Consider the following 24,905-nt stretch of genomic DNA (forward strand, 5'->3'; position numbering starts at 1 on the left):
TCTGGTGCTTTTTTTGTAAGCATTTTCACAAAAAAGCATTGATCATGGCCCATATCTTATTAGTTGAAGACGATTTGACCTACGCAAGGATTGTCAAAAATTTTTTGGAAAAGAACGGTTTCCAGGTGAGTACCTGCATTAAGGTAAAAGATGCGCAGAACTTGCTGGGTAACGAAAAAATTGATCTGACTATCGCCGATTTCAGATTGCCTGACGGCACCGGCATGGAGCTGTTGCACTGGGCGAAAGAGAACTTCCCTCAAATGCAGGTGATCCTGATCACACACTATTCAGATATCCGGATCGCGATCAAAGCCATGAAGTTGGGAGCCTTTGAATACATCACCAAACCCATTAATCCGGATGAATTACTGGCTACGGTCAGGGAATCGCTGGCCCAAAAAGCAAGTCCCTCTATCCAGATTGAAATTCCGGAGGAACGCTCCTCTCCCCATTCCAAAAACACATCCGTCCTCCGGTCGGCTTATGTCGTTGGTAGTTCACAGGAAGCCGAAAAGCTTGAAAAACACATCCAACTGGTGGCACCTACGGATCTCAGCGTGCTGGTCTTGGGGGAAACGGGCACAGGAAAAGAACTGATATCCAAACGTATTCATGAATTTTCTGCCCGAAAGAATGGGCCATTTATTGCTATTGACTGCGGGGCTTTACCCAAAGACCTTGCAGGTTCTGAGCTGTTCGGACATGTGAAAGGTGCCTTTACCGGAGCTTTGGACAACAAAACAGGACACTTTGAAATGGCTAACGGTGGCACCATATTTTTAGATGAAATCGGGAACCTCAGTTATGAAGTACAAATCCAGCTATTAAGGGCAATCCAAGAACGAAAAATCAGGAAAATAGGAGGCAACAAAGAAATCGAGATCGATGTGCGAATCATTGCCGCCACCAATGAAAACCTTCTCTCTCAGTCGGGCGAAGGATTGTTCAGAGAGGACCTGTATCACCGTCTCAATGAATTTACCCTTCATGCCATTCCCCTGCGAAACCGAATGGCAGACTTGGAACATTTTGTCCAGAATTTCATTCAAGAAAGCAACGAAAGACTTAATAAATCCATCAAAAGTTTGGCCCCTGAAGTTTGGGAAACCTTTTATTCCTACGATTGGCCGGGAAACCTTCGGGAACTCCGCAATATGATCAAACGGGCCGTATTGCTGAGCCAAGGCGATCGAATTGAGCGCGAGGCTCTTCCCACCGAACTGCTGGAAACCCAGTACTATGAAAAGCGCATGGCTTCTGAAAATTCTGCCCCTGCCTTTACTCCGGCAATTCCTTCAGCCCGCCCCATTCCCACCGGGGATTACAAGACCCACTTTCAGGAACAGGAAAAAGAATTGATCCTCAAAGTCCTACAGGATACCCGCTACAATAAGTCCAAGACGGCCAAAATCTTAAAAATGGACCGTAAAACTCTCTACAGCAAAATGGAAAAATACGGCCTGGATTGATCAGGCCGTTTGGTTAATTTTTTCCTTGAGTGCATTCAGGGTTTCCCTGGTCAATTGATCTAGGGAATTCAGGGCCTCATTGATCCCGGTTTTGGTATTGATCTTTAAGCTGTTTTCCACCTTTCGGGCATAGGGACTGGCCGGACTCTTGATTTGCCCCAGTCTGCTTCCCAGCTGATGGCATATTTCCAACACCTCATCCCAGCGATCATTCAGTCTAGCCTTACTAAGTCGCTCCAGGTCAGATTCCGTCGTGCGGATCAAATCTCTGACAATATCCAAGAGTAGATCCTCATCTCCCATGCAAAATTTCTCCAAGTCTCCCAAGTGGAAGGGCTGTGACAAATCCTCCACTGCCACTGTTTCTTTGATTTCTTTGGCCTTTGTTCTTTCCGGGAAAATGGTCCCCAGTTTTTCAATCAAATCAGTTTCCTGAAATGGCTTAATGATCACATCCCAGAATCCATGTTCCTGCAGTTTTTCACGCTCTTCCACAAATACATTTGCAGTCATGGCCAACACCGGAAGGCCTCCATAAAAATCCATGGATTTTAAGGATTTCACCACTTCATACCCGGATACCTCGGGCATTTGAATATCGATCAAGGCAAAATCAAATTGGGAAACGGAAAAGGTGTCCCGAAACGCCGCCCCACCCTGATAACTTTCTACCTGAGCGCCAAAGTATTCCAAAACCAATTGAAGGTACCTCAAGCCTACGGCATCGTCATCCACCAACAGCACCCGTACCCCTTGTAGGTCGATTGTCTCTGCACTGGATTTGGCACCTGTCCATTCTGGCACGGGACTGGTTTCCATTGGGATCCTAACGCGCATCAAGGTACCCTTCCCTACTTGGCTTTCCACCTCCAAAGTCCCTTTCATCAAATCCACCAAACGCTTGACAATAGCCAAGCCGAGGCCTGTTCCACCAAACTTTCTGGAAACCGAGGTATCCGCTTGATCAAATTCTTTGAAGACTTTTTCCAATTCCTTCGGCTTCATTCCGATTCCGGAATCCTGCACATCTAAATGAAGCCAACCCGACATCCATTTGACTGATACACCGATCCCCCCCTCCTTAGTAAATTTGAATGCATTGCTGAGCAGGTTATTGAGGATCTGTTTGAGTCGAAGCTCATCTCCTACCAGCCATTGTTCTTCAGGTAAATCAATATTCCAGTCAAAACTCAACTTCTTTTCCTTGGCACTGAGCTCAAAAAAATTCTGGATATTTTCGAAAAGAGAAATGGGGTCAAAGGGATAGTTTTCCAATTTGAGTTTACCGGCTTCCAGTTTGGAAAAATCCAAAATATCATCTACGATTTCCTTCAAAGTATCCGAAGCAAATTCTATCATCTGAAGATGGGAAAGTTGGTCAGCTGTAAGCGCGGTATTTTTAAGCACATTTCGATAACCTTGGATGAGATGAAGCGGATTTCTGATTTCGTGGCTCATATTGGCCAAAAACTCCTGTTTGGATCTTGCCAATTCTTCTGATTTCTGTCTGGAAATCTCCAAGTCTTCCTGGTATCTTCTGTTGGTTTTGATCTCCCGGAGAATGGAAAACACCAAAACCAAAGTGGCCAATACTGCCAAAACCACAACCATGACCAGAAAAAAAGTCACATCGGCCACCAAACTGCCTGCTTGTTGACTTTGCTCATTGGAGGTCTTGATCGTCTGTCCTTGCAACTCCCCGATCAAAGTCTGGATTGTAGAAGTAAGAGAAGCTTGTTTTTGAAAAATATCGCTTTCCAATCGGGCCAAAGTTTGCCTTTGGGAGGACTCCTCCCGATAAATCCTACCCATTACCCTACTCAGGGAAAAGAGCACACTGTCTAGGTTGGCGGTGCGAGTTTGTTGGGACGCCCCTGAGTTTTGTTTTTGAAATTGTTGGAGATATCGAATAATACGATCCTCATCGGTACTGAGCATGGAAGACTGCCGCTCCAGATTGGCTTGAGCCTGCTGCTGCAGCTCACTATTCATCAGACGTCGGGGATTGAGGTCCCTAAGCGGTTGGGTTTCCATCGCGAGAGCCCTTCTCCGGATGCTGATTTCCAGTCTTCTAAGGGCTTCCTGCGAGAAATTCCGGTTGGCCAGATTCTTTTTTACCTCATACAAATCGAGATATCCATTGATCAAGAGGGCAAGATTTTCCCGAATAGACTGGATCGACTTTGTCTCCAAAGAATCGGAGGTGAGACTGTCTAACAGGTTTAGTTTGGCCTCCAAAAACAAAACCGTCGAGTCCTTGATCCGCACATCCGTGATGGAGCTCTCCGAACCGATTTGGGTGATTTTAAATACCTCCTCCTGCAGTGAATTGAGCAAATCCAGCTTTTGGTTGGGCTGAGCCATCTGATCAATCGACTCCACCAATCGATTGAGCGAGATATAAGTAAGCCCCGCTACCGCAATCAAAAAGATAGTAGCGACAAAAAAACCGAGAACGACCTTTCGGCCGGTAGATGTGATGGTGGTCAATGTCTTATAGTTAGGTTTGAATCTGACCGCCCAATTTTTATTCCAAGCTGGTCAAAACTTCAATAAAATATACCCTTGAGGCACGTAAGTGGTAATAGTAGTCAAAGCAGAATGTGCAATGGTTACTCCTGGCCATAGATCGGAAGTTTTCAGGTTTCTGGCTATGAGGGATTGCCCACAGACCATAATCTCAGCCCCTGCTTCTTCCAAAGCCTCGAACACTTTCAAGTTTGGATTGTCAACCTCAAAGCGCTTTTTGTAATTCTCATCATTCAATAGTGCAAAAATACCTCCACCATGTAGAATCACCTTTACTTTTAAACGGTCTCTACTCACGCCCGCCAAACCATGCAAATTCATCATTCTGGCCACATTGTCCACAAAACGTGAAATCTGCTTATTATCCTCAGAAGGCGAAGTCAGGTCAACCAATATTTTATATTCCAATGTACCATCCGGTCGCTCCGTGGCATCCGGTATTTCATAGATGCCACCAAAGCCTTTCACAATGGGAAATTGAGGAGTCTGGGCATTGGCTAAAAAGCCTGAGAAAAAGCAAAGCAACAAGGCAAGGAAGAAGGTCCTGAAGTTCATGGAAATGATATTTGTCGAAAAGTAAGAAAAATCCTACCGCATCTATAACCAAAAAAGAAAAAGCTCAGCCAAAATTGACTGAGCTTGTGCGCATGAGAAGATTCGAACTTCCACACCCGAACGGGCACCACCCCCTCAAAGTGGCGTGTCTACCAGTTTCACCACATGCGCGTATTAGGGTCTGCAAAAGTAGAAATCCAAGGCAATCGATGCAAACCTGATTCGAGGATTTCTTGACTTTTTTTACAAATTATCCGAAAACCTTCTTTTCAGCGGACTGAAGGGTATTGTAGAGCAAAGCTGCTATCGTCATCGGACCTACTCCACCAGGCACAGGAGTGATCGCAGCCGCTTTTTCTGCCACTTCATCAAACTTCACATCACCAATCAATCTGAAACCTGACTTCTTGCTTGGATCTTCGATTCGGTGAATTCCCACATCGATCACCACTGCACCCGGCTTCACCATATCTGCAGTCACAAACTCAGGTTTGCCGATCGCTACGATCAGAATATCTGCTGTGCGGCAGATTTCTGCCAGATTTTGAGTTTTGCTGTGAGTCAAGGTGACCGTAGCATTTCCCGGATAGCCATTTCTAGCCATCAGAATACTCATGGGACTGCCTACGATATGGCTTCGACCAATCACCACGCAATGTTTGCCCGAGGTCTCAATGTTGTATCGCTTCAACAATTCCACAATGCCGTAGGGTGTTGCAGCTACATAAGCTGGCCAATTGAGCGTCATTCGTCCCACATTGGCTGGAGTGAATCCATCCACGTCTTTTTCAGGCTTGATTTTGTTGGTCACCTTATCCACGGAGATATGCTTTGGAAGAGGGAGTTGAACAATCAATCCGTCGATGTCCGGATTTTCATTGATGTCTTCTACCACTTTGAGCAGTTCAGCCTCTGAAATATCCGATTCCAGACGAACCAGTGTAGACTGAAAACCCACCTCTTCGCAGGCTTTCACTTTGGCACCGACATAGGTCTGACTAGCGCCGTCGTTGCCTACAAGTACAGCTGCCAAGTGGGGCGTTTTCCCTCCTTCGGCTTTGATTTCCGCTACTCTGTCAGCGATTTCAGATTTTATTTCGGAGGAGGTTTTTTTGCCGTCGATGAGGATCATTACTTGAAATGAGGGATAAGTTGGAAATTACGATTTACGATGTACGATTTACGACATCAATGGTAGTTCAATGCTTTTTAGAAGTTTTTGAGATTTTAGGCTGAATTGATAAAGACTCATGAAAGCAACCTTTAATCCTGTTTGCTTAGTAACAAAATATTATTTCTACTTTTCAATATCCTCTTGATGTTTTGATACTAGCTACAACTATAGATAGTATTTCATCTGTTTATAATTTGATTTTCATTTGCCACATAGCCTGTCCCGATCTTTCATCGGGAGAATGCCCTGGATAATCATTTCCCTGTGTGAGAAGCATTTTCTCATGGGCATTTCATCTGCTTCTTGGATAAGTCTTTTTAATTCTGAAACCAAACAGTCATCAAATTGAACTTCTAGTATAAATTCGAGGAAGAACTGACTTTCGTCTGCTTCTTCCTCCACAATTTTCAATTTGTTGATAAAGTCTGCCCTTGATTTTGCCCGACAGGAAGCACGATAATTGGCTGCGACAGAAGTTGAAGATCGAATCAATTGGACAGCTATACTATTAAATTCCCGGGAATGAGGAAGTTTTTGACACAATTTCCAAACATCAATTGCAAACTGCTTGGTCCTTCGTTGCATTTGAAATTTGTCCATAGCATTAATAATATTTGGTTTTTCAAAAACTTTAATATCATTAAAATCCATGCACCACACAACCTAAAAACCTCTACACTTCATTCACCTTCACAGGTCTACAACAAAAGGATGGAACCTGCAAAAATGATTGAAGGCTAATTCGACGTCGTCATTCGTAAACCGTAAATCGTAAATTCAACCAATGAATGAAGAACGTCGAATTTTGAATATTGAAGTTTAATCCAACTTCAACACCGCCATAAACGCCTCCTGTGGCACCTCGACATTGCCGACTTGTCTCATTCGCTTCTTACCTTTTTTCTGCTTTTCGAGGAGCTTCCGCTTACGGGAAATATCACCCCCGTAACACTTGGCCAAGACGTTTTTGCGAAGCGCCTTGATCGTCTCACGGGCGATGATTTTCTGCCCAATTGCCGCCTGAATCGCAATCTCAAACATTTGTCTAGGTACTAATTCCCTCAACTTTTCACAGAGTCTCTTACCCCACTCGTAGGCTTTATCTCGATGAACTACTGCAGAAAGGGCATCGACAGGTTCCCCATTGAGCATGATATCCAATCTGACCATGTGCGACTGTTGGAAGCCTTTCAGCTCGTAATCCAAAGAAGCATATCCTCTGGAGATGGTCTTAAGCTTGTCAAAGAAATCAAATACAATCTCCGCCAATGGCATGTCAAACTGCAACTCAACCCGGTCAGCAGTCAAATAAACCTGATTTTTGATCTGACCACGCTTCTCCATGCATAGCTGAATGACAGGACCGACATATTCGGCCGCAGTGATAATCGAAGCTTTCACAAACGGCTCCTCGATATAATCCATTTTGGTCGGGTCAGGCATATCACTTGGCGCATTGATCAGCTGCACGGAGCCATTGGTCATGATTGCTCTGAACTGTACTGAAGGCACTGTAGTGATCACGGTCATGTCAAACTCACGCTCCAAGCGCTCCTGCACGATCTCCATATGAAGCATGCCCAAGAATCCGCATCGGAATCCGAAGCCTAAGGCAGCTGAAGTTTCAGGTTCCCACACCAGAGAGGCATCGTTGAGCTGAAGCTTTTCCATGGAAGCGCGGAGCTCCTCAAATTCAGTGGTATCTACCGGATAAATCCCGGCAAATACCATTGGTTTCACGTTTTCGAAACCTTTGATCGCTTCCTTGCAAGGGTTTTTCACATGGGTGATCGTATCCCCTACCGCTACTTCTTTGGCTACTTTGATACCTGAAATCAAATAACCCACATTACCCGCGCTCATGGTCTGCTGAGGAATCTGATTGATTCCCAAAATGCCGATTTCGTCGGCATAGTATTCTTTGCCGGTGTTGACAAATTTGATTTTGTCACCCTTATTGATTGTTCCGTTGAAGATTCTGAAGATTACCTCCACGCCTCGGAATGAATTGAATTGCGAGTCAAAAATCATCGCTTGAAGCGGTGCATCCACATCTCCTTTGGGAGCCGGAATTCGCTCCACAACGGCATTCAGAATATCTTCGATACCGATGCCTTCTTTGCCGGAAGCCAAAATAATATCTTCCCGATCGCAACCGATCAGGTCAATTACCTCATCGGCACGTCCTTCGGGATCCGCACCCGGAAGATCGATTTTGTTCAACACCGGAATAATCTCCAGATCCTGACCCAATGCAAGATAGAGGTTGGAGATGGTCTGAGCTTCAATTCCTTGCGAAGCATCCACGATCAGAAGGGCACCCTCGCAGGCCGCGATGGAGCGGGAAACTTCATACGAAAAGTCCACGTGTCCCGGGGTATCGATCAGATTAAGGGTGTATTCCTCCCCTTTATAGGTATACTTCATCTGTATGGCGTGAGACTTGATGGTGATGCCCCGCTCACGTTCCAGATCCATATCGTCCAACACCTGGTTTTGCATTTCGCGATCAGAGATCGTGTTGGTAAACTGCAACAACCTATCCGCCAATGTACTCTTCCCATGATCGATATGGGCGATGATACAGAAATTTCTAATGTTTTTCATAAGCTCTTCGTGGCGCAAAAGTAGGAAAAAAGAAGCTTTGATTGACAGGGATTTTGAAATAGGACCTAATCGGGTTTACACTTTTTGTAATAAGATGGAAATACGATTGAAATACCTTTTGCTTCGCAAAATAAAAAACGCCTACGGCGAAATATGGGTACCCATCAAATTCACATTGATGGGTTGCGAAGCTTATTTCACCTCGCGCAGCGAGGTTTATTTCCACAGTATTTCAATTGTATTTCCATCGTTTTTCAACTCTTCCTTAACTTTACCCTCCAATCAACCCATTTCCCATGCAATCTGTTGCTGAAAATAAAAAATCCCAAAACATCGGAGAATACCTCATCTATATGTACCAGATGGAGGACTTGATTCGATCCTTTCAGGGAAATATGGAGGAAATCAGGCAGTATGTCATCTCTCATTATCCGGTTTCGGATTCAGAAAAAGTTCAGATTACTGCATGGTTTGAGGGGCTCTTGGATCGGATGAAAAGGGAGGAAATTCTAGAAAAAGGCCATCTCCAAGAACTAAACACAATTGTAAACCAACTGCTGCAATTACACTATCAATTGCTGAAAACAGATAAATCCTACTTCGAAACCTTTCACAAGGCAAAGCCCCATATCCTTGAATCCATCCTTGCAGCCAAAAGTGAAAATCCCGGTAATGAAATCCAAATCTGCCTCAATGGGGTCTATGGACTACTCCTTTGCCGATTGCTAGGCAAAAAAGTAAGCGAGGAGCAGCTTAAATCAGCTGAATCTTTTGGGGAGGTATTAAGTTTCCTCAACCTTGCCTACCAGCAAGATCTCATTTCCCGAAACTAGGAATTGATCCGCCAAGCCAAAAAATAATCTCTGGACAATTACCAGCTTTTTCTTCAGTGATTTGGGGTTTCCATCCCGACAACTTGTATTTTTAGGGAAGTCTATGATCCTGACACTATGGATTTTTACCGGCAAACCCCAGAGGAGCTATTTACCAAATTTGAGTCCAGTCCCCAAGGACTAAGCCAAAAAGAAGCGGAGCTGCGCTTGGAAAAATATGGTTCCAATTCTCTTCAGGAGAAAAAGAAGAAGCCCGCTTGGCTCTTATTTCTGGGTCAGTTCAAAGATTTCATGATACTCATTTTGGCTGCCGCGGCTCTCATCTCCGGCATAGTCGGGGATTTGACCGACAGCATTATCATTTTGGTAATCCTTGTCCTCAACGCCATCCTGGGGTTTGTTCAGGAATACCGTGCCGAAAAGGCGATGGAATCCCTGAAAAAAATGACCGAAACCCAAAGCAAGGCAAAGCGGGACGGACAGCTCCGTTCGTTACTTTCCTACGAATTGGTCCCGGGAGATATCATCGCTGTGGAAGCAGGAAATATGGTACCTGCGGATCTGAGGCTGATTGAAACTTTTTCGCTTAAAATTGATGAATCCTCCCTTACCGGAGAGTCGGTTCCCATCGACAAACAAACTAAAATTCCGGAAGGGGAAAAGCTCAATCCAGGTGACCAACTGAACATGGCTTTTAAGGGGACCTTGATCACCAATGGCCGGGCTTTAGGATTGGTAGTGGCAACCGGCATGACTACAGAGATCGGGAAAATTGCCAGCCTACTTCAGGAAAAAACTCCCCTGACCCCGCTTCAGCAACGGATGCATCGATTCGGTAAGGTTATTTCATACCTTATTTTGGGCATTTGTGCGGTATTGTTTGCGGCAGGTGTGGCCCGTGGGGAAGAGATTTTTTCAGTTTTGCTGCTGTCAGTGAGCCTGGCTGTAGCCGCGATTCCAGAAGCATTACCCGCCTTGATCACCATAGCCCTTTCCCTTGGTGCGGGGCGGTTGGCCAAGAAAAAGGCACTTGTAAGAAAACTTCCAGCCGTGGAAAGTCTGGGCTCTGTGACCTATATCTGCACAGACAAAACAGGAACCCTTACTCAGAATAAAATGACCGTGACGGAAGCAGAGGCTTTTCATCTCAGCCCTGTAACTGCCGATTATTCCAATCTCCAATTGGGACTGGGACTCTGTCACGATGTACATCTGGATAAGAAAGGAAACCCTGAGGGCGAATCGACCGAAGTAGCTCTGGTGGAGCGGATTCTTCAGGAATTGACAGCTAGCCAATACGAGGAATTGAGAAATAAATTTCCCAGGGTTGGTGAAATTCCATTTGATTCCAGCAGAAAGCGGATGAGTACCTTTCATCAAACGGATCAAGGTATATTGATGCTCTGCAAAGGTGCCCCTGAGTCGATTGCATCCCAACTTTCTGACCCATTGCTAGCCAAGCAACTTAGGGAAGGCTCGGAGGAATGGGCAAAGCGTGGCGAGCGGGTATTGGCCTTTGCCGGGAAACTGGTAAATCAACTTCCAGAGGAAAATGATTGGATTACCCTGGAAAATCACCTGGAATACTATGGAAAAGTAGGCATGATCGATCCCCCAAGGGAAGAAGTAAAAACTTCCATTTCGGAGTGCAGAACCGCTGGAATCAGGCCGGTCATGATCACGGGAGACCATCCGGCTACGGCAAAGGCCATCGCAGAATCCGTCGGAATTTGGAAACCAGGAGACGGAGTATTGACTGGCGCCCAATTGGCAGCGTTGTCCCAAGAGGAATTTGCAAAACAGGTTGAAAACATCAGCGTCTATGCCCGGGTGGCGCCTGAGCAAAAGCTATTGATTGTTCAAGCTCTTCAACAAAAAGGGCATTTCGCGGCCATGACCGGAGATGGTGTCAATGATGCGCCCTCCCTTAAGGCGGCTAATATCGGTGTGGCAATGGGAATTGCCGGAACGGATGTGAGCAAAGAAGCCGCTCATTTGATCCTACTGGACGACAACTTCTCTACCATAGTCAGAGCGGTTAAGGAAGGACGTCGAATCTATGACAACATCGTTAAGTTTATCAAATACATCATGACCTGCAATGGGGCAGAAATCTGGACAATAGGCTTAGCTCCATTTTTGGGATTTCCCAACCCCCTACTTCCCATCCATATCCTTTGGATCAATCTGGTAACGGATGGACTTCCCGCCCTCACCCTGGCGAGTGAACGCCCTGAACATGACATCATGAAAAGGCCTCCCCGCCCACCAAAGCAGAGTTTATTTGCCAATGGGGTTGGTTATCACATTATTTGGGTAGGCATGCTCATGGCAGCGGTAGCCCTGTTTACCCAATATTGGGCTATCCGTCAGGGCTGGCATTGGCAGACGATGGTGTTTTCGGTGCTTGCCTTTTCACAATTAGGGCATGTGATGGCCATAAGAAGTGACCATACCTTTCTCTATAGACAAGGCCTACTGACCAACAAACCACTTTTGATGTCTGTGGGGCTCACCTTCTTTCTCCAACTAGGCGTAATCTACCTCCCGTTTTTCAATGACCTGTTTCGTACAGAACCCCTTAATCTGCAAGAAATGGGCTTTTGCTGTGGAATGGCCTTATTGGTTTTCCATGCAGTTGAAATTGAAAAATGGGTCAGAAGCCGGTATTTGAAACCCAAACAAAAAAACAAATCCCTTTCTTAATTTATCCTAAAATGACCAGAATCAAATCCCTCTCTTCTTATTTCCAAAAAAATGGTGCAGGTTTTGAACTGGCATAACTGTTAAACCAACTTACTTATGAAAAACATCCTTGCAATGACGCTGGCTCTATTTTTAGCCATTCCTCTTTTTGCTCAACAAATCCAGCAAGTCCCTTTGATCGAAGTCGAAGGATACTCGGAGCGAAAAATCACCCCAGATGAAGCTGTTTTTTCCATTTCTCTGGAAGAAAAAAAGCTGAAGGTCAACGAGGCCGTCTCTACCCTGAATAAGAAGACCCAAGCACTCGCTGACTTGCTCAAAAAGGAGAAAATCCGTGATTACAAACTTGTGGCAGACAACTACGCAGTGGATGTAAATCGAATCTACCACAGCGGATCTGCAAAAGACAGTGGGTATGTCGCCCGTCAAAATCTCCGAATCATTACTACAGCGACTAACGAAGACCTTCAAAAAATCGTCGATGCGATCCAAAGAGCAGGAGACATGAGCTACAGCCTGAATTTTGGAATTTCGGAGTCCACCAGAAAATCACTGGAAAACACCCTCCTTACCGAAGCCCTCAAAGATGCCGAAGCCAAGGCGCTTTTGATTGGCAATACGTTGAGCATTCGCAATCTTCGGGTTTTCCATGTCACTATGGAACAAAACTTCCGCCCACAACCGGTCTATATGATGAATGCCAAAATGGACATGTCTGAATCTGCCGATATGCTGATTCAGACAGAGGATCAGACTTTGACCAAAAGGGTGTATGTGAAGTATACCTATTGAGGAAGCTTAGCTTTCCCGGTAGATTCTAAAATATCAGACTTGGCAGGTTTCTAAATCCTGCCAGGTCTTTTTTTTGATCAGCGGTTTCGGCTTTCATGCTGGAATTCAGGAAATTTCAAGTCAAAATTCCTTAAATCATGAAAATCACCCCCTGTTTAGTATCTATTGGACTTGGACTTCTTTTCTCCTGTACTGAAAAAGACCTGCTGATTGGTCAGACTGAAATCACCAAATGGCCCGATTCTAAAAAAGGTGCTATCTCTGTCACCTATGATGACGGCATCGTCAATCAATTCACCATTGCCAAGCCGATCATGGATAGCCTTGGCTTACCGGCCACGTTTTACATCATTACCGGCAAGGTCGAAGGATCAGGAAAAGGAAAATTTATTGGCCGAGATCCTAAGGAAATCATCGCTGAAACTGCCCGGATCAAAACTGACTCGAGTAATTTGTTTGAGCGGGCATCTTTAATTGCATTTACCGGAACAACCGAGGCTGAAGACTACCATGCGAGGATAGGAAGTCTTTTTGAACAAGGAAAAAAGCAGGAAGCCTATGCCCTGACAGACGAAGGCTATGCAAAAATCCGTGCAGGGAAAATGAAAAATACCAATGACGTGGTTTTTCACAATAACCGAGAAGACACTACTACATGGGAACAATACAAGTCTTATGCAGCCCAAGGCCATGAAATTGCTTCACATACGGTGACTCACCCTCGATTGGCAGTTTTGGACGAAGTCAACATGCGCTACGAGTTGGAGCAAAGCAAGGCGGACTTACTCCAATTTATAGGCCCCGAATCTATCTTTTCGGCAGAAGGGCCTTATGGCACCGAAAATGAAAGGGTAATGGAAATCGCCCATCAGGTATACCCGGCCCTTAGAAACCGAATGCCTGAAGAATGGCTGGAAGAAATTAACCGAGGCAGCAAAATGACTCCCGGGCAATCCAGCAAAGAATATGTACAATGGCAGCGTGGTCCATTGACCCGAATCGATATTACCCAAATGAAGGCTTGGGTAGATACTGTGTTGCACCACGACAATAATTGGTTGGTGTTGGTTTTTCACGGCATCGAAAATCTGGGGTGGGAACCCAAAACCAGAGGTGAATTGGTGGAATACTTCTCCTATATGAAAACCAATGAAAAGGATCTTTGGATTGCCACTTTTCGGGATGTCACCAAATACCTCAGGGAGCGAAAAGCCACTCAAATCCAGTCTACTGTGAAAAGTGGTGAAATCAGGCTCACGCTAAGCAGCGATTTGGACCCAGAAGTGTATACAGTTCCTTTAACTTTAAAAACCTACCTACCTAAAGACTGGAAAGCAGTCCAAATCACGCAAGGTTCTGCGCAAATCAGCCCACAGATTCAATCGGATGAAAAGGGGAATTTTGTGTTGTACAACATTTCAGCAAAGAGTAGAGAAGTTCAGTTGAAAAAAGGGTAATTAATTAAAATGAATATACAGAATCTTACCAGTAGCATTTCTAAAGGTCAGAAGACCAAGTTAACGCCATATTTTTGGAAATCTTCGGTCATCGGTCATCGGTCTTCCAGCCCAAAATCAGTGGAATATTCGTCAACTGGCAGAATAGCGTATAATCAGTTTAATTAAGCTGCATATCCGCTTTCTTACCAGAAAGTTAAGCGAGCTTAAAAGTTTTCTAGAAAAGGTTGAAATCTGGAATGCTTCGGTCTTCCGACCCAATAATCGAGGAGTATTTGGCTGGTGGTGTAATTGCGGACAATCCTATTAATCTAAATAAAAGACCTGTCAGGAATTGAAAACTGGCAGGTCTTTCATCTGTTTATAATTTGATTTTTAATGGCCAGATGGAATGCCCCGGATAATCATTCCCCTGTGTGAGAAGCATTTACTCATGGGCATTTCATGTGATTATAATTTGATTTTCATTTGCCACATGGAATCTCGCAAATCTTACAATCATTCCATTGTGTAACTTTTTAGTCATGCCTGTCTGCCTCAGGCAGGCTCGATTTCATCTTTTTACAAGATCATATTGCCCAACAGCACCACCACCCCAAAGGCCAAGGCTAGGGTAAAAACGGTGTAAGCCTGGCGAAGAACCTTGTATTTTCTGCTCAAAACTTTTCCCTGATAGTACAGGGACATAGTCATTTGGTCCTGAATTTCTTTCCTGGAGTGGAGTACACGATGAGTTTCTACCAGGTATTCTTCATAACTATAGAAGTCCGTGGCACCAAAAAAAAGCATGCTAAACTGAGTCTTTTCAGCTTTGTCCTTGGATTTACCCATGATTTTTGGCTTGGCTACTTGCACAGCCAAAAGGGTTGAGGTCATAATCAAACCCAAAAAGATCAGAATCGGCAGAAATACCACCGGCTGATGCATTTCCAATTGATTGGAAATTGAACCATAACTCACCAAGGCAATCAGCGAAGAGATCACCAAGGCATTGATGCTGATGATAATGTTGGCCTTGTTGTCGGCGATTTGCAAAAGGTTGCTATAATTTTGGAAAGCAACCCGATAAAAGGTCTGCCTTTCCCGTTCGGTTTTGTCTTTTTCCTTCTTGGTTTCTATTACTGGTTCTTCCATGGGCTGGGTTTTAATCATGGGAAATTACAGAATTATCGAACTTCTACCATCAATATCCAAAAAGCTGAATTTCAATGAAGCCAAATTTTTTATTAATCAACTTAAAAAAAAGACCATTATAATTAAAACGATGACCCTCTTATCGATTGGAATGAATGATTTTCAATACTTTAGACAGCTAATGTCACTTTTATGAATTCAAACCCCAGTTCAACTTCCTTTTCGGGAATAATTACTTTCCGATTTGCCTTCCTCTACTTTATTTTATTCTTCAATCCCTTGGGCTATTTCTCAGGGATTCCGGTCCTAGAATGGCTTCCCCAACTAGTCAGGTTACCTTTTGATGCACTGACTTTTTTTCTCAATGACCGACTTTTTCATATCAAGCCTGTTCTCAACCAGTTTGGCGGAGGTAGTGGAGACACTAGTTTTGGCTGGGCGCAGCAGTTTACATTTTTGATTTTGAGTGGGCTTGGAGCCTTGGTTTGGACAATAGCTGATCCCAAAAGCAAGTCCTATCCCAAACTTCATTACTGGCTTTGTATCCTGGTCAGGTTTACGCTGGCCGGTGTATCTTTTTCTTACGGTATACTCAAAGTCTTTGCCATGCAGATGCATTTCCCCAACATGAGTCAAATGGCAACTCCCTTGGGAGACTACCTTCCCATGCGGTTTTCTTGGATGTTTATCGGCTACAGCGCACCCTATCAGATTTTCTCCGGATTGGCTGAAGTGGCTGTGGGATTGTTGCTTTTTTGGAGAAAAACCGCACTTCTCGGGGCATTATTGGCTGTGGGTGTTTTCGCAAATGTTGTCATGCTCAACTACAGCTATGACATCCCGGTAAAAATCTATTCCAGCAATCTATTGATTGCCAGTATCTTTTTGGTATGGCAGGAGAGAAATCGGCTCATTTCTTTTTTCATCCAAAACTCTCCGACCGTCCCCTCTTTGCTTTTTGAAAAAGCCTATTCCATCAAATGGCAAAAAGCAACTCGAATCGTGAAGACTGCTTTCTTCCTCTTTACCTTTGGATTTACCCTAGCTGACACCTTTTCTTATTATCAAGATACCAAACAGCAAAACACCAAGGTTCTTGAACCAATTCGGCCCGGGATGTACCATGTGGAGCTGTTCGTAAAAAATGGGGACACCATTCCTGAAAGCCTCGCGGATTCACTTAGATGGAGGGATGTGATTTTTGATTACAATGGACAGGGAAGTTTCTCCGCACAGGATTCCAGCTTTCGCATGCGCTATGGCAGGGCGTATTTCAGCTATCAGCCAGACAGCTTGGGAAGCAAATTGGATTGGAAAATATCAGCTTTTGACAGGGAATCCTTGGTTTCATTTGCCATGCAGATACCCGAGGATGACCGGATTATTCTTAATGGACAAAAGGGAGTTGACTCCCTATATTTAGTTCTAAAAAAACTAAACCGCCACTTCCAAATTACAGAACGGCAATTTCACTGGATCAGTGAGAGCAATAGGTGAGAATCGAGAGGTTAGACGTTTGGCGCAAGAGATTAGAGACATTGGTTTTTTTAGCATCAAATGACTGGTAGCTAGAAGAAATCACTTAGTCTGTAAACCCAAGACTATTTACGCTAGTGGTAAAAATACGCTCCTTTGATTTCACCAGTTGTTTCTAAGCCACGCTATCCTCTAAAAACCCCTTGTTCCTTCAATGTTCTTAATGGTTTAAAACGCATCAAAACACCAGCAACCCGTGTTCGCGGAGGATTTCCCATACCTCTGATTCTACCAATTCCTCAAAGTCTCCCAGCTCCTTCTCATAATTCTCACGAATTGATTTGAGGGTATTCAGCTCCTCTGTGTAGCTCACCTTGGCCAGCAGCCAACACACCCACTCCCCGAGTTCGAGGGGAAGCTCAAGGGCAAAATCCTCCTTTTTCCCCGAGAATATCAACTCGCAAAATCCTTCCTCCACTTCCATCAATTCAGGCTGAGACCCGATCCAAAGAATGCGGCTTTGATCTTTGTAAGTCTGAGGAGCAGCATTTTCGATTTGCTGTTGGATGTATTTTTTGGGAATGCCAGTGACAGGCACCTTGAAGTCAAACCAGTTTTTCAAGGGGATATCGAAGCCCACGCCGTGCATGTAGTTGAAGAGCGACTTGCGAAGTCCTTCGGAAAAAAGTCCATGATCGACCCCGATCGGATCGACAAAATCCACCTCGTTGTTGGCAAAGGAACCCAAGGTGAGATCGGTTCGCTTCACGCCGAAAGCCCTCGGATCCAGCCCAACCGGACTGTGCTCGGTCATCGCAAACCGATGCCAAAAACCCGACTGCAAGACCCCGATCTCAAACAATTGCCTTACCATCTCCATAGAATCGATGGTCTCTTGCGCCGTCTGGGTCGGATAGCCATACATCAAGTAAGCATGGACCATAATGCCTGCGGCGGTAAAATGATTTGTCACCTGTGCCACTTGAGCTACGGTAACCCCTTTTTTGATCAAGGCCAACAGTCGGTCCGAAGCCACTTCCAAACCACCGGATACCGCAATGCAACCCGAAGCCCGAAGCAATCGACAAAGGTCTGCGGTGAAGCTGCTTTCGAAGCGGATATTGGTCCACCACACGACCACCAAGCCCCTTCGCAGAATCTCAATCGCCAAGTCCCGCATCAAAGCGGGGGGTGCGGCTTCATCCACAAAGTGAAATCCATTGGTGCCCGTCTGCTCCATGATTTCTTCGATCCGGTCACAAAGGATGGATGCATTGATGGGTTCGTAGCGACCGATGTAATCCAAAGAAATATCGCAAAAGGTACACTTCCCCCAGTAGCAGCCGTGTGCCAGCGTCAACTTGTTCCAGCGCCCGTCACTCCAAAGTCGGTGCATGGGATTGGCCACTTCGATCACCGAGAGGTAATCCCTCAGCGGCAGATCGCTGTAGTGGGGCGTGCCCACTTCCCGTTGCGGCAGATCTTTCACCGCCGAATTATTCATAAACTTCACCTGCCCGTCGATGCGGACAAAGGTTCGCTTCAGTTCGGTAATGGGCCTTTTTCCCTCCAAGTAATCCAGCAACAACTGAATCGGAGCCTCTCCGTCGTCCAGCGTGATAAAATCCACGTAGTCAAATACCCGAGGCTCTTTCAGGGAGCGGAGTTCGGTATTGGGGAAGCCTCCTCCCATCCAAACCTGGATGTGGGGATGATGCTTTTTCAGGTATTGTCCGCATTTGAGTGCGCCGTAGAGGTTGCCGGGAAAAGGAACTGAAAAAGCGACAGACTCGGGTTGGTAGGCTTGGATTTTTTCTTCGAGGAGTTCCAAAAGAAACCCGTCGATCAGGCTTAGCGGCTGCTTTAGTGCCTCCTCCATTTCGTCAAAAGACTTGGCCGACATGCCCAAGCGCTCCGCATAACGGCTAAAGCCAAAATGTGGATCCACGGCCTCCATGATCAGATCACCGATATCTTCCAGGTAAAGCGTGGCAAAATAACGCGCCTTGTCCCGCACGCCCAAAGTGCCAAAAGCCCACTCCAGATCATCCAATTGCTCAAAGCGGCTGGCTTCGGGTAGAAAATTGCCTTCGGAAATATGGTAAGCCAGAGTTGGATTTTTATCCTGCAGAAAGTCAATCACCGGACCGATGGTCTGCAGGTAGCTCGCCTTCATCCGGAGAATGCGGGCAGAGTTGTCCGAGAGTTCCTCGGCCTTTTGCGAAGCGATGTCAAAAACTTGTGTGAGTCCCTTTTTGGAGAAAAGCTTCAGGATCACCTCAATGCCCAAATCGGCCTGTCGGGAAGGTGCGCTCAGGGTATTCAAAAAACCCTTGAGATAAGCCGTCGCCGGATAGGGCGTGTTGAGTTGGGTAAATGGCGGGGTGATGAGAAGGACTTTGGTAGACAAGGGATCGAAGGTTAGACGCTTCAAAGGTCGTAAAGAATGTCGAAAGATTGATAAATTGCCACGAAGACACCAAGGCCCAAAAAAAAATTTACCTGAAGTTTAATGCTCACTGATAGCTCAGGTGTACACAGAAAATTCATGACCAACTATAATCATCTGTGTCATCTGAGAGAGAATAAAAAAATCATTTGTGTCTTATCGCCTTAGTGGCCCAATTCTTTATTCTTAAAAGCGATATTTGTAGGCATGAGCAATAATGACATCCTCCGGACCCTGAGATATACCTTTCACTTTCACGACCACAAAATGTCCGAGATTTTCGGGTTTGGCGGGGTGAATCTCTTCGCGGAGGAAGTCGCCCTTTGGCTCAAGAAAGAAGACGATCCCGACTTCAAAAAGCTCTACGACAAGGATCTTGCGGCTTTTCTCAACGGATTCATTATCCTGAATCGCGGTCTGAAAGGTGAAGAAGTACCTGTGCCCGAAAAGACGCTCAACAACAACCTGATCCTACGCAAACTCCGCATCGCACTCAACTACAAGGACGAGGACATGCTTTCTATTTTTGCGCTGCGTGGATTCCGAATCAGTAAGCACGAGCTCAGCGCCTTTTTCAGGAACCCAAACCAACCCCAATACCGGGAATGCAAAGACCAGGTACTTCGCAATTTCCTGATGGGTTTGCAGATGAAATACCGGCCGAAAGAGGACTGACCCCCACTCTTTACTTTGAATCTGATAGCTCCAATCTTTCGACTTGTGCTTTTCTGTATACTGTCTTAAGGCTGCTACTTCACCTCAAACCTGCATGGAGAAGGCAGGAGAGCATATAATTTTAAAGTGACAGCAGAGACACGGAGGCCACAGCCAATATCAATTTTTCCAAAGTTTGGCATCGAAAAAGCCTTCCCTTTACACCAACTTATACTCCCTAGCCACTTTGAGGAGTTGTTGGGTGGTGTTGACCTCCAGCTTTTGCATTAGGTTTTTTCGGTGCGTTTCGATGGTAAAAGGACTTAAACACAACTTATCTGCAATGGCCGGGCCCGAGTGACCTTCATACAGCAGCACGAGGATTTCTTTTTCCCTACGGGTGAGCATGGGAAATTTTTGCATCGCCTCCCGCACAGATTGGAATTGTTCGAGGATTTTTTGGTTGGCCGCCTTGCTCAAAAAAATCTTCCCCTGCTTCACTTCATTCAGCGCCTGAATCAATTCCTCCCGCTCCATATTTTTCAGTAGGTAGCCATTTGCACCATTGCTGAGGAGTTGGGTGATGATACCCGCTTCGTTGGTTGAGGTGAGTCCAATAATTTTCACCTGCTTGTGATTCTTTCGGATCTGCACGCAGAGCTCCAGTCCGTCAATATCAGGCAGGTTGATATCAAGCAAAATGAAGTCCGGAGAATGGGTCTCCAGGTAGGCAAGAGCTTCCTTTCCGCTTTTGCATACCGCGGCAAGACTTACGTCCTCCATATCTTTTACCATCATGGAAATACCATCTCCTACGAGTGGATGATCATCAATAACAAGAATTGATCGCATAACCAGTTAACCTTAACCCTGAACATACAAAATACTCCCCATTATTCCTGAATCAGAAAATCCATCATCACGGTAGTCCCCACCTCTTTTTGGGAATCGATGGACAGTTTCCCGTTGAGGTAGTTGACCCGGTTCTCGACCGAACTTAGGCCGGAGTGGATTTTACCATCCGATTCGGCGGTATTGAATCCCTTGCCGTTGTCCTCCACGGTGACGGAAAGTCGGTTGCCATCCCGGTTGAATTGGATGATGGCCTGTGTAGCTCCGGAGTGCTTGATGATGTTATTCAGCAATTCCTGAATGATCCGGAACAGCATCACTTCGGTAGATGAACTCAGACGGGTGTCCATCCCGTAAGCCTGCAAGGAAACTTGCAGAAGCTTACCAGCACTGATGCTGTGACAGAGATCTTGAATGGCCTGCACCAAGCCCAACTTGATCAGTACTTCCGGCATCATGTTATGGGCAATACGTCTGACCTCCTCAGAGGCAGTATTGACCATTTCATAACTTTTAGCGAAGAGCGGATCCTGTTTCAATACAGGCTGCTCATGCTGAAGTGTACTGAAGTGCATTTTGATCGTGGAAAAAAGTCCACCCAGTCCATCGTGTAAGTCTTTGGCGATGCGAGTACGTTCCGTTTCCTGTCCATTGACCATGGATTGGAGGGAGACAACTTGCTGCTGCTGTTCGAGAAAGCGGATTTGCTTTTGCTGCAAGGATTTATCTTTCTCTGAGATGATGTGCTTTTGCCTGCTAACTCTGTAAAGGAATCCAAAAATTGACACCAAAATAACTGCGAGCAATCCAGTGATGATCAAAGCCCTATTTCTTCGTACAACAGTAAGTTCATTTTGAGTATTGGACAATTCAAGTTCTGAGATCTGCTTTTCCTTTTTATTGTTTTCAAATGAGGCCTCGAGGAAAGAGGCGTATTGCCTGGTTTTGGAAACCAGAATACTGTCGTTGAGCTTTGCGTATTCATTGCTATACTCAAATGCCTTTTCGAAATCCTTCATTTCTGAATAATAAAGACTCATAGGCAAACAAGCCCTGTAGTACACATCCATGGTATTGGATTCTTTCGCAAGAATCATCGCTTCATTGAGATATTGAAAAGCTTTTTTCAAGTCACGTTTTTTGAGATATGCTCTACCCAATGAAAGACTGATATAGGCCGGTTGAAAATTCTTCTTTAGGGAAATCTTTATTCCTGTTTCATAATTGGAAATAGCTTCATCATAATCTTCTGTTTTTTCATAGTAATACCCCAAGGTGTAATAGCCATCAGCCGCAAAAGCAACATTGGTGGTGGTTTCCAAAAAAGATTTTAAGAATGGAATGTATTGAGCTGCCTCGGTCGACTGATCAATTCCGAGATAAGCAATAATCAAATGATTGTAGGCAAAGGCTATTTGTAGACTGTCGTTGAGAGGCTTTATTTTTTCCAAAATTTCAAGACTAAGTTTGATACTCCTATCATAACTTTCTATCTCACCCAAAGTAGCGATTAGGTTTTGATAGGCTTGAATTTCCCTTTTCAGGTCATTAGTCAATCGAAAATATTCACAGGCTTTGGAAAAATAGTGTGAAGCTTTAAACATATCACTCTGCATGTAATGCCAACTACCCCAGCCATTACTGATCTTACCTAGTAATTCATAATTCTTTTCTCGCTCTGCGATCTGTTCTGCCTCTTTGAATCTTTCCGCTGCTTCTTTGTAATTTCCGTGGTCTAGGTATACAAAACCCAAGATGTAAGCTATTTTGGAAGTACCTGAGGTGTATCCGATCTTTTTGCTTAGCGCCAAACCTTCCAACCCGTATGTGATCGCTCGATCGAGGTCATAGTAACTCACATTATTACAGATCTCAATTAACAAATCGACCTTGGCAGCATCTCCCTTTTGTCTGGACAACTCATTCAAAAGGCTATCAGCAAGCTGTTCGGGACTTTGCGCCAAAACCGTGCGGCTGCAAAAAACAAGGAGTAAGATCAAGCCAAAATGACCAATTCGTTTATAGATACCTTCGAGTGCTACCATTTTAAAATTAAAGAGAGATAGAAATATTCTTCAAGCATTATAATTACTAATCAGTAATCAGAAAATCCATCATCACGGTGGTTCCCACTTCTTTTTGGGAGTCGATGGACATTTTCCCGTTGAGATAACTCACCCGGTTCTCGACCGAACTCAGACCGGAGTGGATTTTACCGTCCGATTCGGCGGTATTGAATCCCTTGCCGTTGTCCTCCACGGTGACCGATAGACGGTTGCCTTCCCGATTGAATTGGATGATGGCCTGCGTGGCTCCGGAGTGCTTGATAATGTTATTCAGCAATTCCTGAATGATCCGGAAGAGCATCACTTCCGTGGATGAACTCAGACGGGCATCCATCCCATAGGCCTGTAGGGAGACCTGAAGGAGCTTGCCCGCGCTAATGCTGTGGCAGAGATCTTGGGTGGCCTGCACCAAGCCCAGTTTGATCAGTACTTCCGGCATCATGTTATGGGCAATACGTCGGACCTCCTCAGAGGCAGTATTGACCATTTCATAACTTTTGGCGAATAAAGGCTCTGTTTTAAGGCTAGGCTGCTCATGCTGCAGGGTACTGAAGTGCATTTTGATCGTGGAAAAAAGACCTCCCAACCCATCGTGAAGGTCCTTGGCGATGCGGGTGCGTTCGGTTTCCTGTCCATTGACCATGGATTGAAGGGAGACGACTTGCTGTTGATGCTCTAAAAATTTGATTTGCTCCACTTGAAGCTTCTGGTCTTTTTCGGCGATGATTTGTCGCTGCTTGGCGTTGCGGTAAAGAAGACCCAACACCAACAAAAGCAAAGTGCCACCTATGCTCAGCCCCAGTAACACTCTATTGCGTTGTTGGACTTCTAACTCTCTTGCTGCATTCAATTCATTCAATTTGGAGATTTCCTCTTCTTTCTTTTGGGTCTGGTACTTGGCTTCCAGGAAGTTTAGCTCTTTCAATTTTTCGGCAGACAAAATGCTGTCACTGAGATGAATGGCCACTTGAGCGAAATAAAGCCCCTCTTTTTCAAGCTTACTCTTGGCATAAATTTTTACCAACAGCTTGGCCGACTTCAGGGAAAATTCTTCCATATCCAAGGCCCTTCCCTGTTCAAAAGCCTGTTTCAAAACAGGAATGGCTTGGTCGTAAAGGTGAAGGGAATCCAAGGCAGTTCCGATATTATATTTTGCCTCCACCACAGAATAATCCGACTCGGCGTCAAGAGAGGACTTCAAATGCAACTGAAATTGAGCCAAGGCCTTTCGGTAATCCTGAGTCACCGTCATTTCGTACAAACCGGATTGCTCGTGAAACTGTATGCGTAAATCCTGCATCTGCCCTTCGTTGAGGTTGAAGGTTTGAAAGCCATTTTCAACCACCTCCAAGGTTTGACGAGCCTCTTCTCCTCTTCCTGTGTTCAGTTGGCTTTGAAACAATTCGTAGTAATACGGCACTTTAAGCACATCGCTCATCTCACTCAACATGGGAGTAATTCGTTGGATGTATTCATAAGCTTTGTCATGGAGCTTAAGCTGCCGATAGACACTCGCGATGTTGACATACAGCGTGGATTTGCTATTTGCGTTGTGCGGAAGCTCCTCGACCAGTTCAAGGCCTTTCAGGTAATATTCCAAAGCGCCCAAAAAGTCCCCGTTGAAATAGTGTATCCCTGCCAGATTATTGGTCGATCTCATGATCGCATCTCCTCTGGCGTCCAGATCGAGGATTTCCTGAGCCACCACTTGCATGCGATTGAGATTTTCAATGGCACCTGCCCAGTCGTTTTGTAGATACAGGTGATTGCTCAGGATCAAATGATAGCGGGTAAGTTCTTTCAGTAGACGTTTGGACTTTGCCAGGTCATAGGCTTGTTGCAAAACTTCCAATCCCTCTGGCACTTCATTTTTATGCCGGATCAGGTAATTGGCATAATCCAGCATGGCAGCTACCCTGAGTGTATCTTCCTTGGCAGTGTCTATGACCTTACGGACACTGTCCTCTTTGAATCGCTGCCCATACACCTGAAAAACCGAAAGAAAACTAATCAATAACACCAAAAAGCCGATCTTTTGTCTCATTCGTTTGACAGGGTTAAAAGTTTAATTAAGGTAAAAGTTATCCTAAGCAATGGGTCCCTGAGGCAGTGATTTTGGTATAAAAAACCAGACTGTTCAGGCTAACTG

General features: G+C 45.1%; 17 protein-coding genes and 1 tRNA gene. 7 read left to right on the forward strand and 11 right to left on the reverse strand.

All coding sequences use genetic code 11. From position 1 onward, the window contains the following. The first annotated feature begins 44 nt into the window (after nucleotides 1-44). Nucleotides 45-1,472 (forward strand): sigma-54-dependent transcriptional regulator, encoded by a 1,428-nt coding sequence (locus CLV31_RS16225; protein ID WP_111393963.1) that lies wholly within the window; start codon nucleotides 45-47, stop codon nucleotides 1,470-1,472. Here CLV31_RS16225 and CLV31_RS16230 read toward each other — a convergent pair whose 3' ends face one another. The 6 genes from CLV31_RS16230 to lepA form a co-directional block, all read right to left on the reverse strand. After that, the gene (locus CLV31_RS16230; RefSeq protein ID WP_111393964.1) at nucleotides 1,473-3,962 is read right to left on the reverse strand and encodes an ATP-binding protein; all 2,490 of its coding nucleotides are present in this window, start codon (nucleotides 3,960-3,962) and stop codon (nucleotides 1,473-1,475) included. Nucleotides 3,963-4,013: 51 nt separating this feature from the next. Next, on the reverse strand, nucleotides 4,014-4,556 hold the full coding sequence (locus tag CLV31_RS16235; protein WP_111393965.1) for a DsrE family protein: 543 nt from the start codon (nucleotides 4,554-4,556) through the stop codon (nucleotides 4,014-4,016). A gap of 87 nt (nucleotides 4,557-4,643) precedes the next feature. Further along, nucleotides 4,644-4,727 (reverse strand) — tRNA-Leu (locus CLV31_RS16240). A 79-nt stretch (nucleotides 4,728-4,806) separates the two neighbouring features. Then, on the reverse strand, nucleotides 4,807-5,688 hold the full coding sequence (gene folD, locus CLV31_RS16245; protein ID WP_111393966.1) for a bifunctional methylenetetrahydrofolate dehydrogenase/methenyltetrahydrofolate cyclohydrolase FolD: 882 nt from the start codon (nucleotides 5,686-5,688) through the stop codon (nucleotides 4,807-4,809). A gap of 243 nt (nucleotides 5,689-5,931) precedes the next feature. Beyond that, complete coding sequence (locus tag CLV31_RS16250; protein WP_245943423.1) at nucleotides 5,932-6,381, reverse strand: four helix bundle protein; 450 nt, start codon at nucleotides 6,379-6,381, stop codon at nucleotides 5,932-5,934. A 168-nt stretch (nucleotides 6,382-6,549) separates the two neighbouring features. Continuing rightward, nucleotides 6,550-8,337 carry a translation elongation factor 4 gene (gene lepA / locus CLV31_RS16255; protein WP_111393967.1) on the reverse strand — a complete coding sequence of 596 codons (1,788 nt, stop codon included), beginning with the start codon at nucleotides 8,335-8,337 and terminating at the stop codon, nucleotides 6,550-6,552. 296 nt (nucleotides 8,338-8,633) lie between these two features. On the opposite strand from lepA, the gene CLV31_RS16260 reads away from it, so the two are divergent. From CLV31_RS16260 to CLV31_RS16275, 4 genes are all read left to right on the forward strand, one after another. Continuing rightward, on the forward strand, nucleotides 8,634-9,170 hold the full coding sequence (locus CLV31_RS16260) for a DUF4924 family protein (RefSeq protein ID WP_111393968.1): 537 nt from the start codon (nucleotides 8,634-8,636) through the stop codon (nucleotides 9,168-9,170). A gap of 117 nt (nucleotides 9,171-9,287) precedes the next feature. Next, nucleotides 9,288-11,876 carry a cation-translocating P-type ATPase gene (locus CLV31_RS16265; protein ID WP_111393969.1) on the forward strand — a complete coding sequence of 863 codons (2,589 nt, stop codon included), beginning with the start codon at nucleotides 9,288-9,290 and terminating at the stop codon, nucleotides 11,874-11,876. Nucleotides 11,877-11,972: 96 nt separating this feature from the next. Beyond that, a complete protein-coding gene (locus tag CLV31_RS16270; RefSeq protein WP_111393970.1) occupies nucleotides 11,973-12,668 on the forward strand; it encodes an SIMPL domain-containing protein in 696 nt (231 codons plus the stop codon). A 137-nt stretch (nucleotides 12,669-12,805) separates the two neighbouring features. Then, the gene (locus CLV31_RS16275; RefSeq protein WP_111393971.1) at nucleotides 12,806-14,125 is read left to right on the forward strand and encodes a polysaccharide deacetylase family protein; all 1,320 of its coding nucleotides are present in this window, start codon (nucleotides 12,806-12,808) and stop codon (nucleotides 14,123-14,125) included. A gap of 561 nt (nucleotides 14,126-14,686) precedes the next feature. Here CLV31_RS16275 and CLV31_RS16280 read toward each other — a convergent pair. After that, nucleotides 14,687-15,259 carry a Pycsar system effector family protein gene (locus CLV31_RS16280; RefSeq protein WP_111393972.1) on the reverse strand — a complete coding sequence of 191 codons (573 nt, stop codon included), beginning with the start codon at nucleotides 15,257-15,259 and terminating at the stop codon, nucleotides 14,687-14,689. Between the two features lie 192 nt (nucleotides 15,260-15,451). On the opposite strand from CLV31_RS16280, the gene CLV31_RS16290 reads away from it, so the two are divergent. Then, the gene (locus CLV31_RS16290; RefSeq protein WP_111393976.1) at nucleotides 15,452-16,756 is read left to right on the forward strand and encodes a hypothetical protein; all 1,305 of its coding nucleotides are present in this window, start codon (nucleotides 15,452-15,454) and stop codon (nucleotides 16,754-16,756) included. Nucleotides 16,757-16,973: 217 nt separating this feature from the next. On the opposite strand, the gene CLV31_RS16295 is transcribed toward CLV31_RS16290, so the two are convergent. Then, the gene (locus CLV31_RS16295; protein WP_111393978.1) at nucleotides 16,974-19,145 is read right to left on the reverse strand and encodes a B12-binding domain-containing radical SAM protein; all 2,172 of its coding nucleotides are present in this window, start codon (nucleotides 19,143-19,145) and stop codon (nucleotides 16,974-16,976) included. A 246-nt stretch (nucleotides 19,146-19,391) separates the two neighbouring features. Between CLV31_RS16295 and CLV31_RS16300 the strand changes: the two genes are divergently transcribed. Continuing rightward, nucleotides 19,392-19,859 (forward strand): YehS family protein, encoded by a 468-nt coding sequence (locus tag CLV31_RS16300; protein ID WP_111393980.1) that lies wholly within the window; start codon nucleotides 19,392-19,394, stop codon nucleotides 19,857-19,859. A gap of 198 nt (nucleotides 19,860-20,057) precedes the next feature. Here CLV31_RS16300 and CLV31_RS16305 read toward each other — a convergent pair whose 3' ends face one another. From CLV31_RS16305 to CLV31_RS16315, 3 genes are read right to left on the reverse strand one after another with little or no spacing between them, the layout of a single operon-like run. Next, entirely contained in the window at nucleotides 20,058-20,690 is a 633-nt protein-coding gene (locus tag CLV31_RS16305) for a response regulator (RefSeq protein ID WP_111393982.1), read from the reverse strand. Between the two features lie 41 nt (nucleotides 20,691-20,731). After that, nucleotides 20,732-22,735 (reverse strand): tetratricopeptide repeat-containing sensor histidine kinase, encoded by a 2,004-nt coding sequence (locus CLV31_RS16310; protein ID WP_111393984.1) that lies wholly within the window; start codon nucleotides 22,733-22,735, stop codon nucleotides 20,732-20,734. Nucleotides 22,736-22,781: 46 nt separating this feature from the next. Then, nucleotides 22,782-24,800 (reverse strand): ATP-binding protein, encoded by a 2,019-nt coding sequence (locus CLV31_RS16315; protein ID WP_111393986.1) that lies wholly within the window; start codon nucleotides 24,798-24,800, stop codon nucleotides 22,782-22,784. Nucleotides 24,801-24,905: the final 105 nt, after the last annotated feature.

Source organism: Algoriphagus aquaeductus (assembly GCF_003253485.1).
GTDB classification, from domain to species: domain Bacteria; phylum Bacteroidota; class Bacteroidia; order Cytophagales; family Cyclobacteriaceae; genus Algoriphagus; species Algoriphagus aquaeductus.

What these genes read in the sequence shown, in the direction of transcription:
- CLV31_RS16225 (WP_111393963.1), top strand. Translation starts at nt 45, where the DNA reads ATGGCCCATATCTTATTAGTTGAAGACGATTTGACCTACGCAAGGATT.
- CLV31_RS16270 (WP_111393970.1), top strand. Translation starts at nt 11,973, where the DNA reads ATGAAAAACATCCTTGCAATGACGCTGGCTCTATTTTTAGCCATTCCT.
- CLV31_RS16275 (WP_111393971.1), top strand. Translation starts at nt 12,806, where the DNA reads ATGAAAATCACCCCCTGTTTAGTATCTATTGGACTTGGACTTCTTTTC.
- CLV31_RS16310 (WP_111393984.1), bottom strand. Translation starts at nt 22,735, where the DNA reads ATGGTAGCACTCGAAGGTATCTATAAACGAATTGGTCATTTTGGCTTG.
- CLV31_RS16265 (WP_111393969.1), top strand. Translation starts at nt 9,288, where the DNA reads ATGGATTTTTACCGGCAAACCCCAGAGGAGCTATTTACCAAATTTGAG.
- CLV31_RS16315 (WP_111393986.1), bottom strand. Translation starts at nt 24,800, where the DNA reads ATGAGACAAAAGATCGGCTTTTTGGTGTTATTGATTAGTTTTCTTTCG.
- CLV31_RS16300 (WP_111393980.1), top strand. Translation starts at nt 19,392, where the DNA reads ATGAGCAATAATGACATCCTCCGGACCCTGAGATATACCTTTCACTTT.
- CLV31_RS16250 (WP_245943423.1), bottom strand. Translation starts at nt 6,381, where the DNA reads ATGGATTTTAATGATATTAAAGTTTTTGAAAAACCAAATATTATTAAT.
- folD (WP_111393966.1), bottom strand. Translation starts at nt 5,688, where the DNA reads ATGATCCTCATCGACGGCAAAAAAACCTCCTCCGAAATAAAATCTGAA.
- lepA (WP_111393967.1), bottom strand. Translation starts at nt 8,337, where the DNA reads ATGAAAAACATTAGAAATTTCTGTATCATCGCCCATATCGATCATGGG.
- CLV31_RS16260 (WP_111393968.1), top strand. Translation starts at nt 8,634, where the DNA reads ATGCAATCTGTTGCTGAAAATAAAAAATCCCAAAACATCGGAGAATAC.
- CLV31_RS16290 (WP_111393976.1), top strand. Translation starts at nt 15,452, where the DNA reads ATGAATTCAAACCCCAGTTCAACTTCCTTTTCGGGAATAATTACTTTC.
- CLV31_RS16280 (WP_111393972.1), bottom strand. Translation starts at nt 15,259, where the DNA reads ATGGAAGAACCAGTAATAGAAACCAAGAAGGAAAAAGACAAAACCGAA.
- CLV31_RS16235 (WP_111393965.1), bottom strand. Translation starts at nt 4,556, where the DNA reads ATGAACTTCAGGACCTTCTTCCTTGCCTTGTTGCTTTGCTTTTTCTCA.
- CLV31_RS16305 (WP_111393982.1), bottom strand. Translation starts at nt 20,690, where the DNA reads ATGCGATCAATTCTTGTTATTGATGATCATCCACTCGTAGGAGATGGT.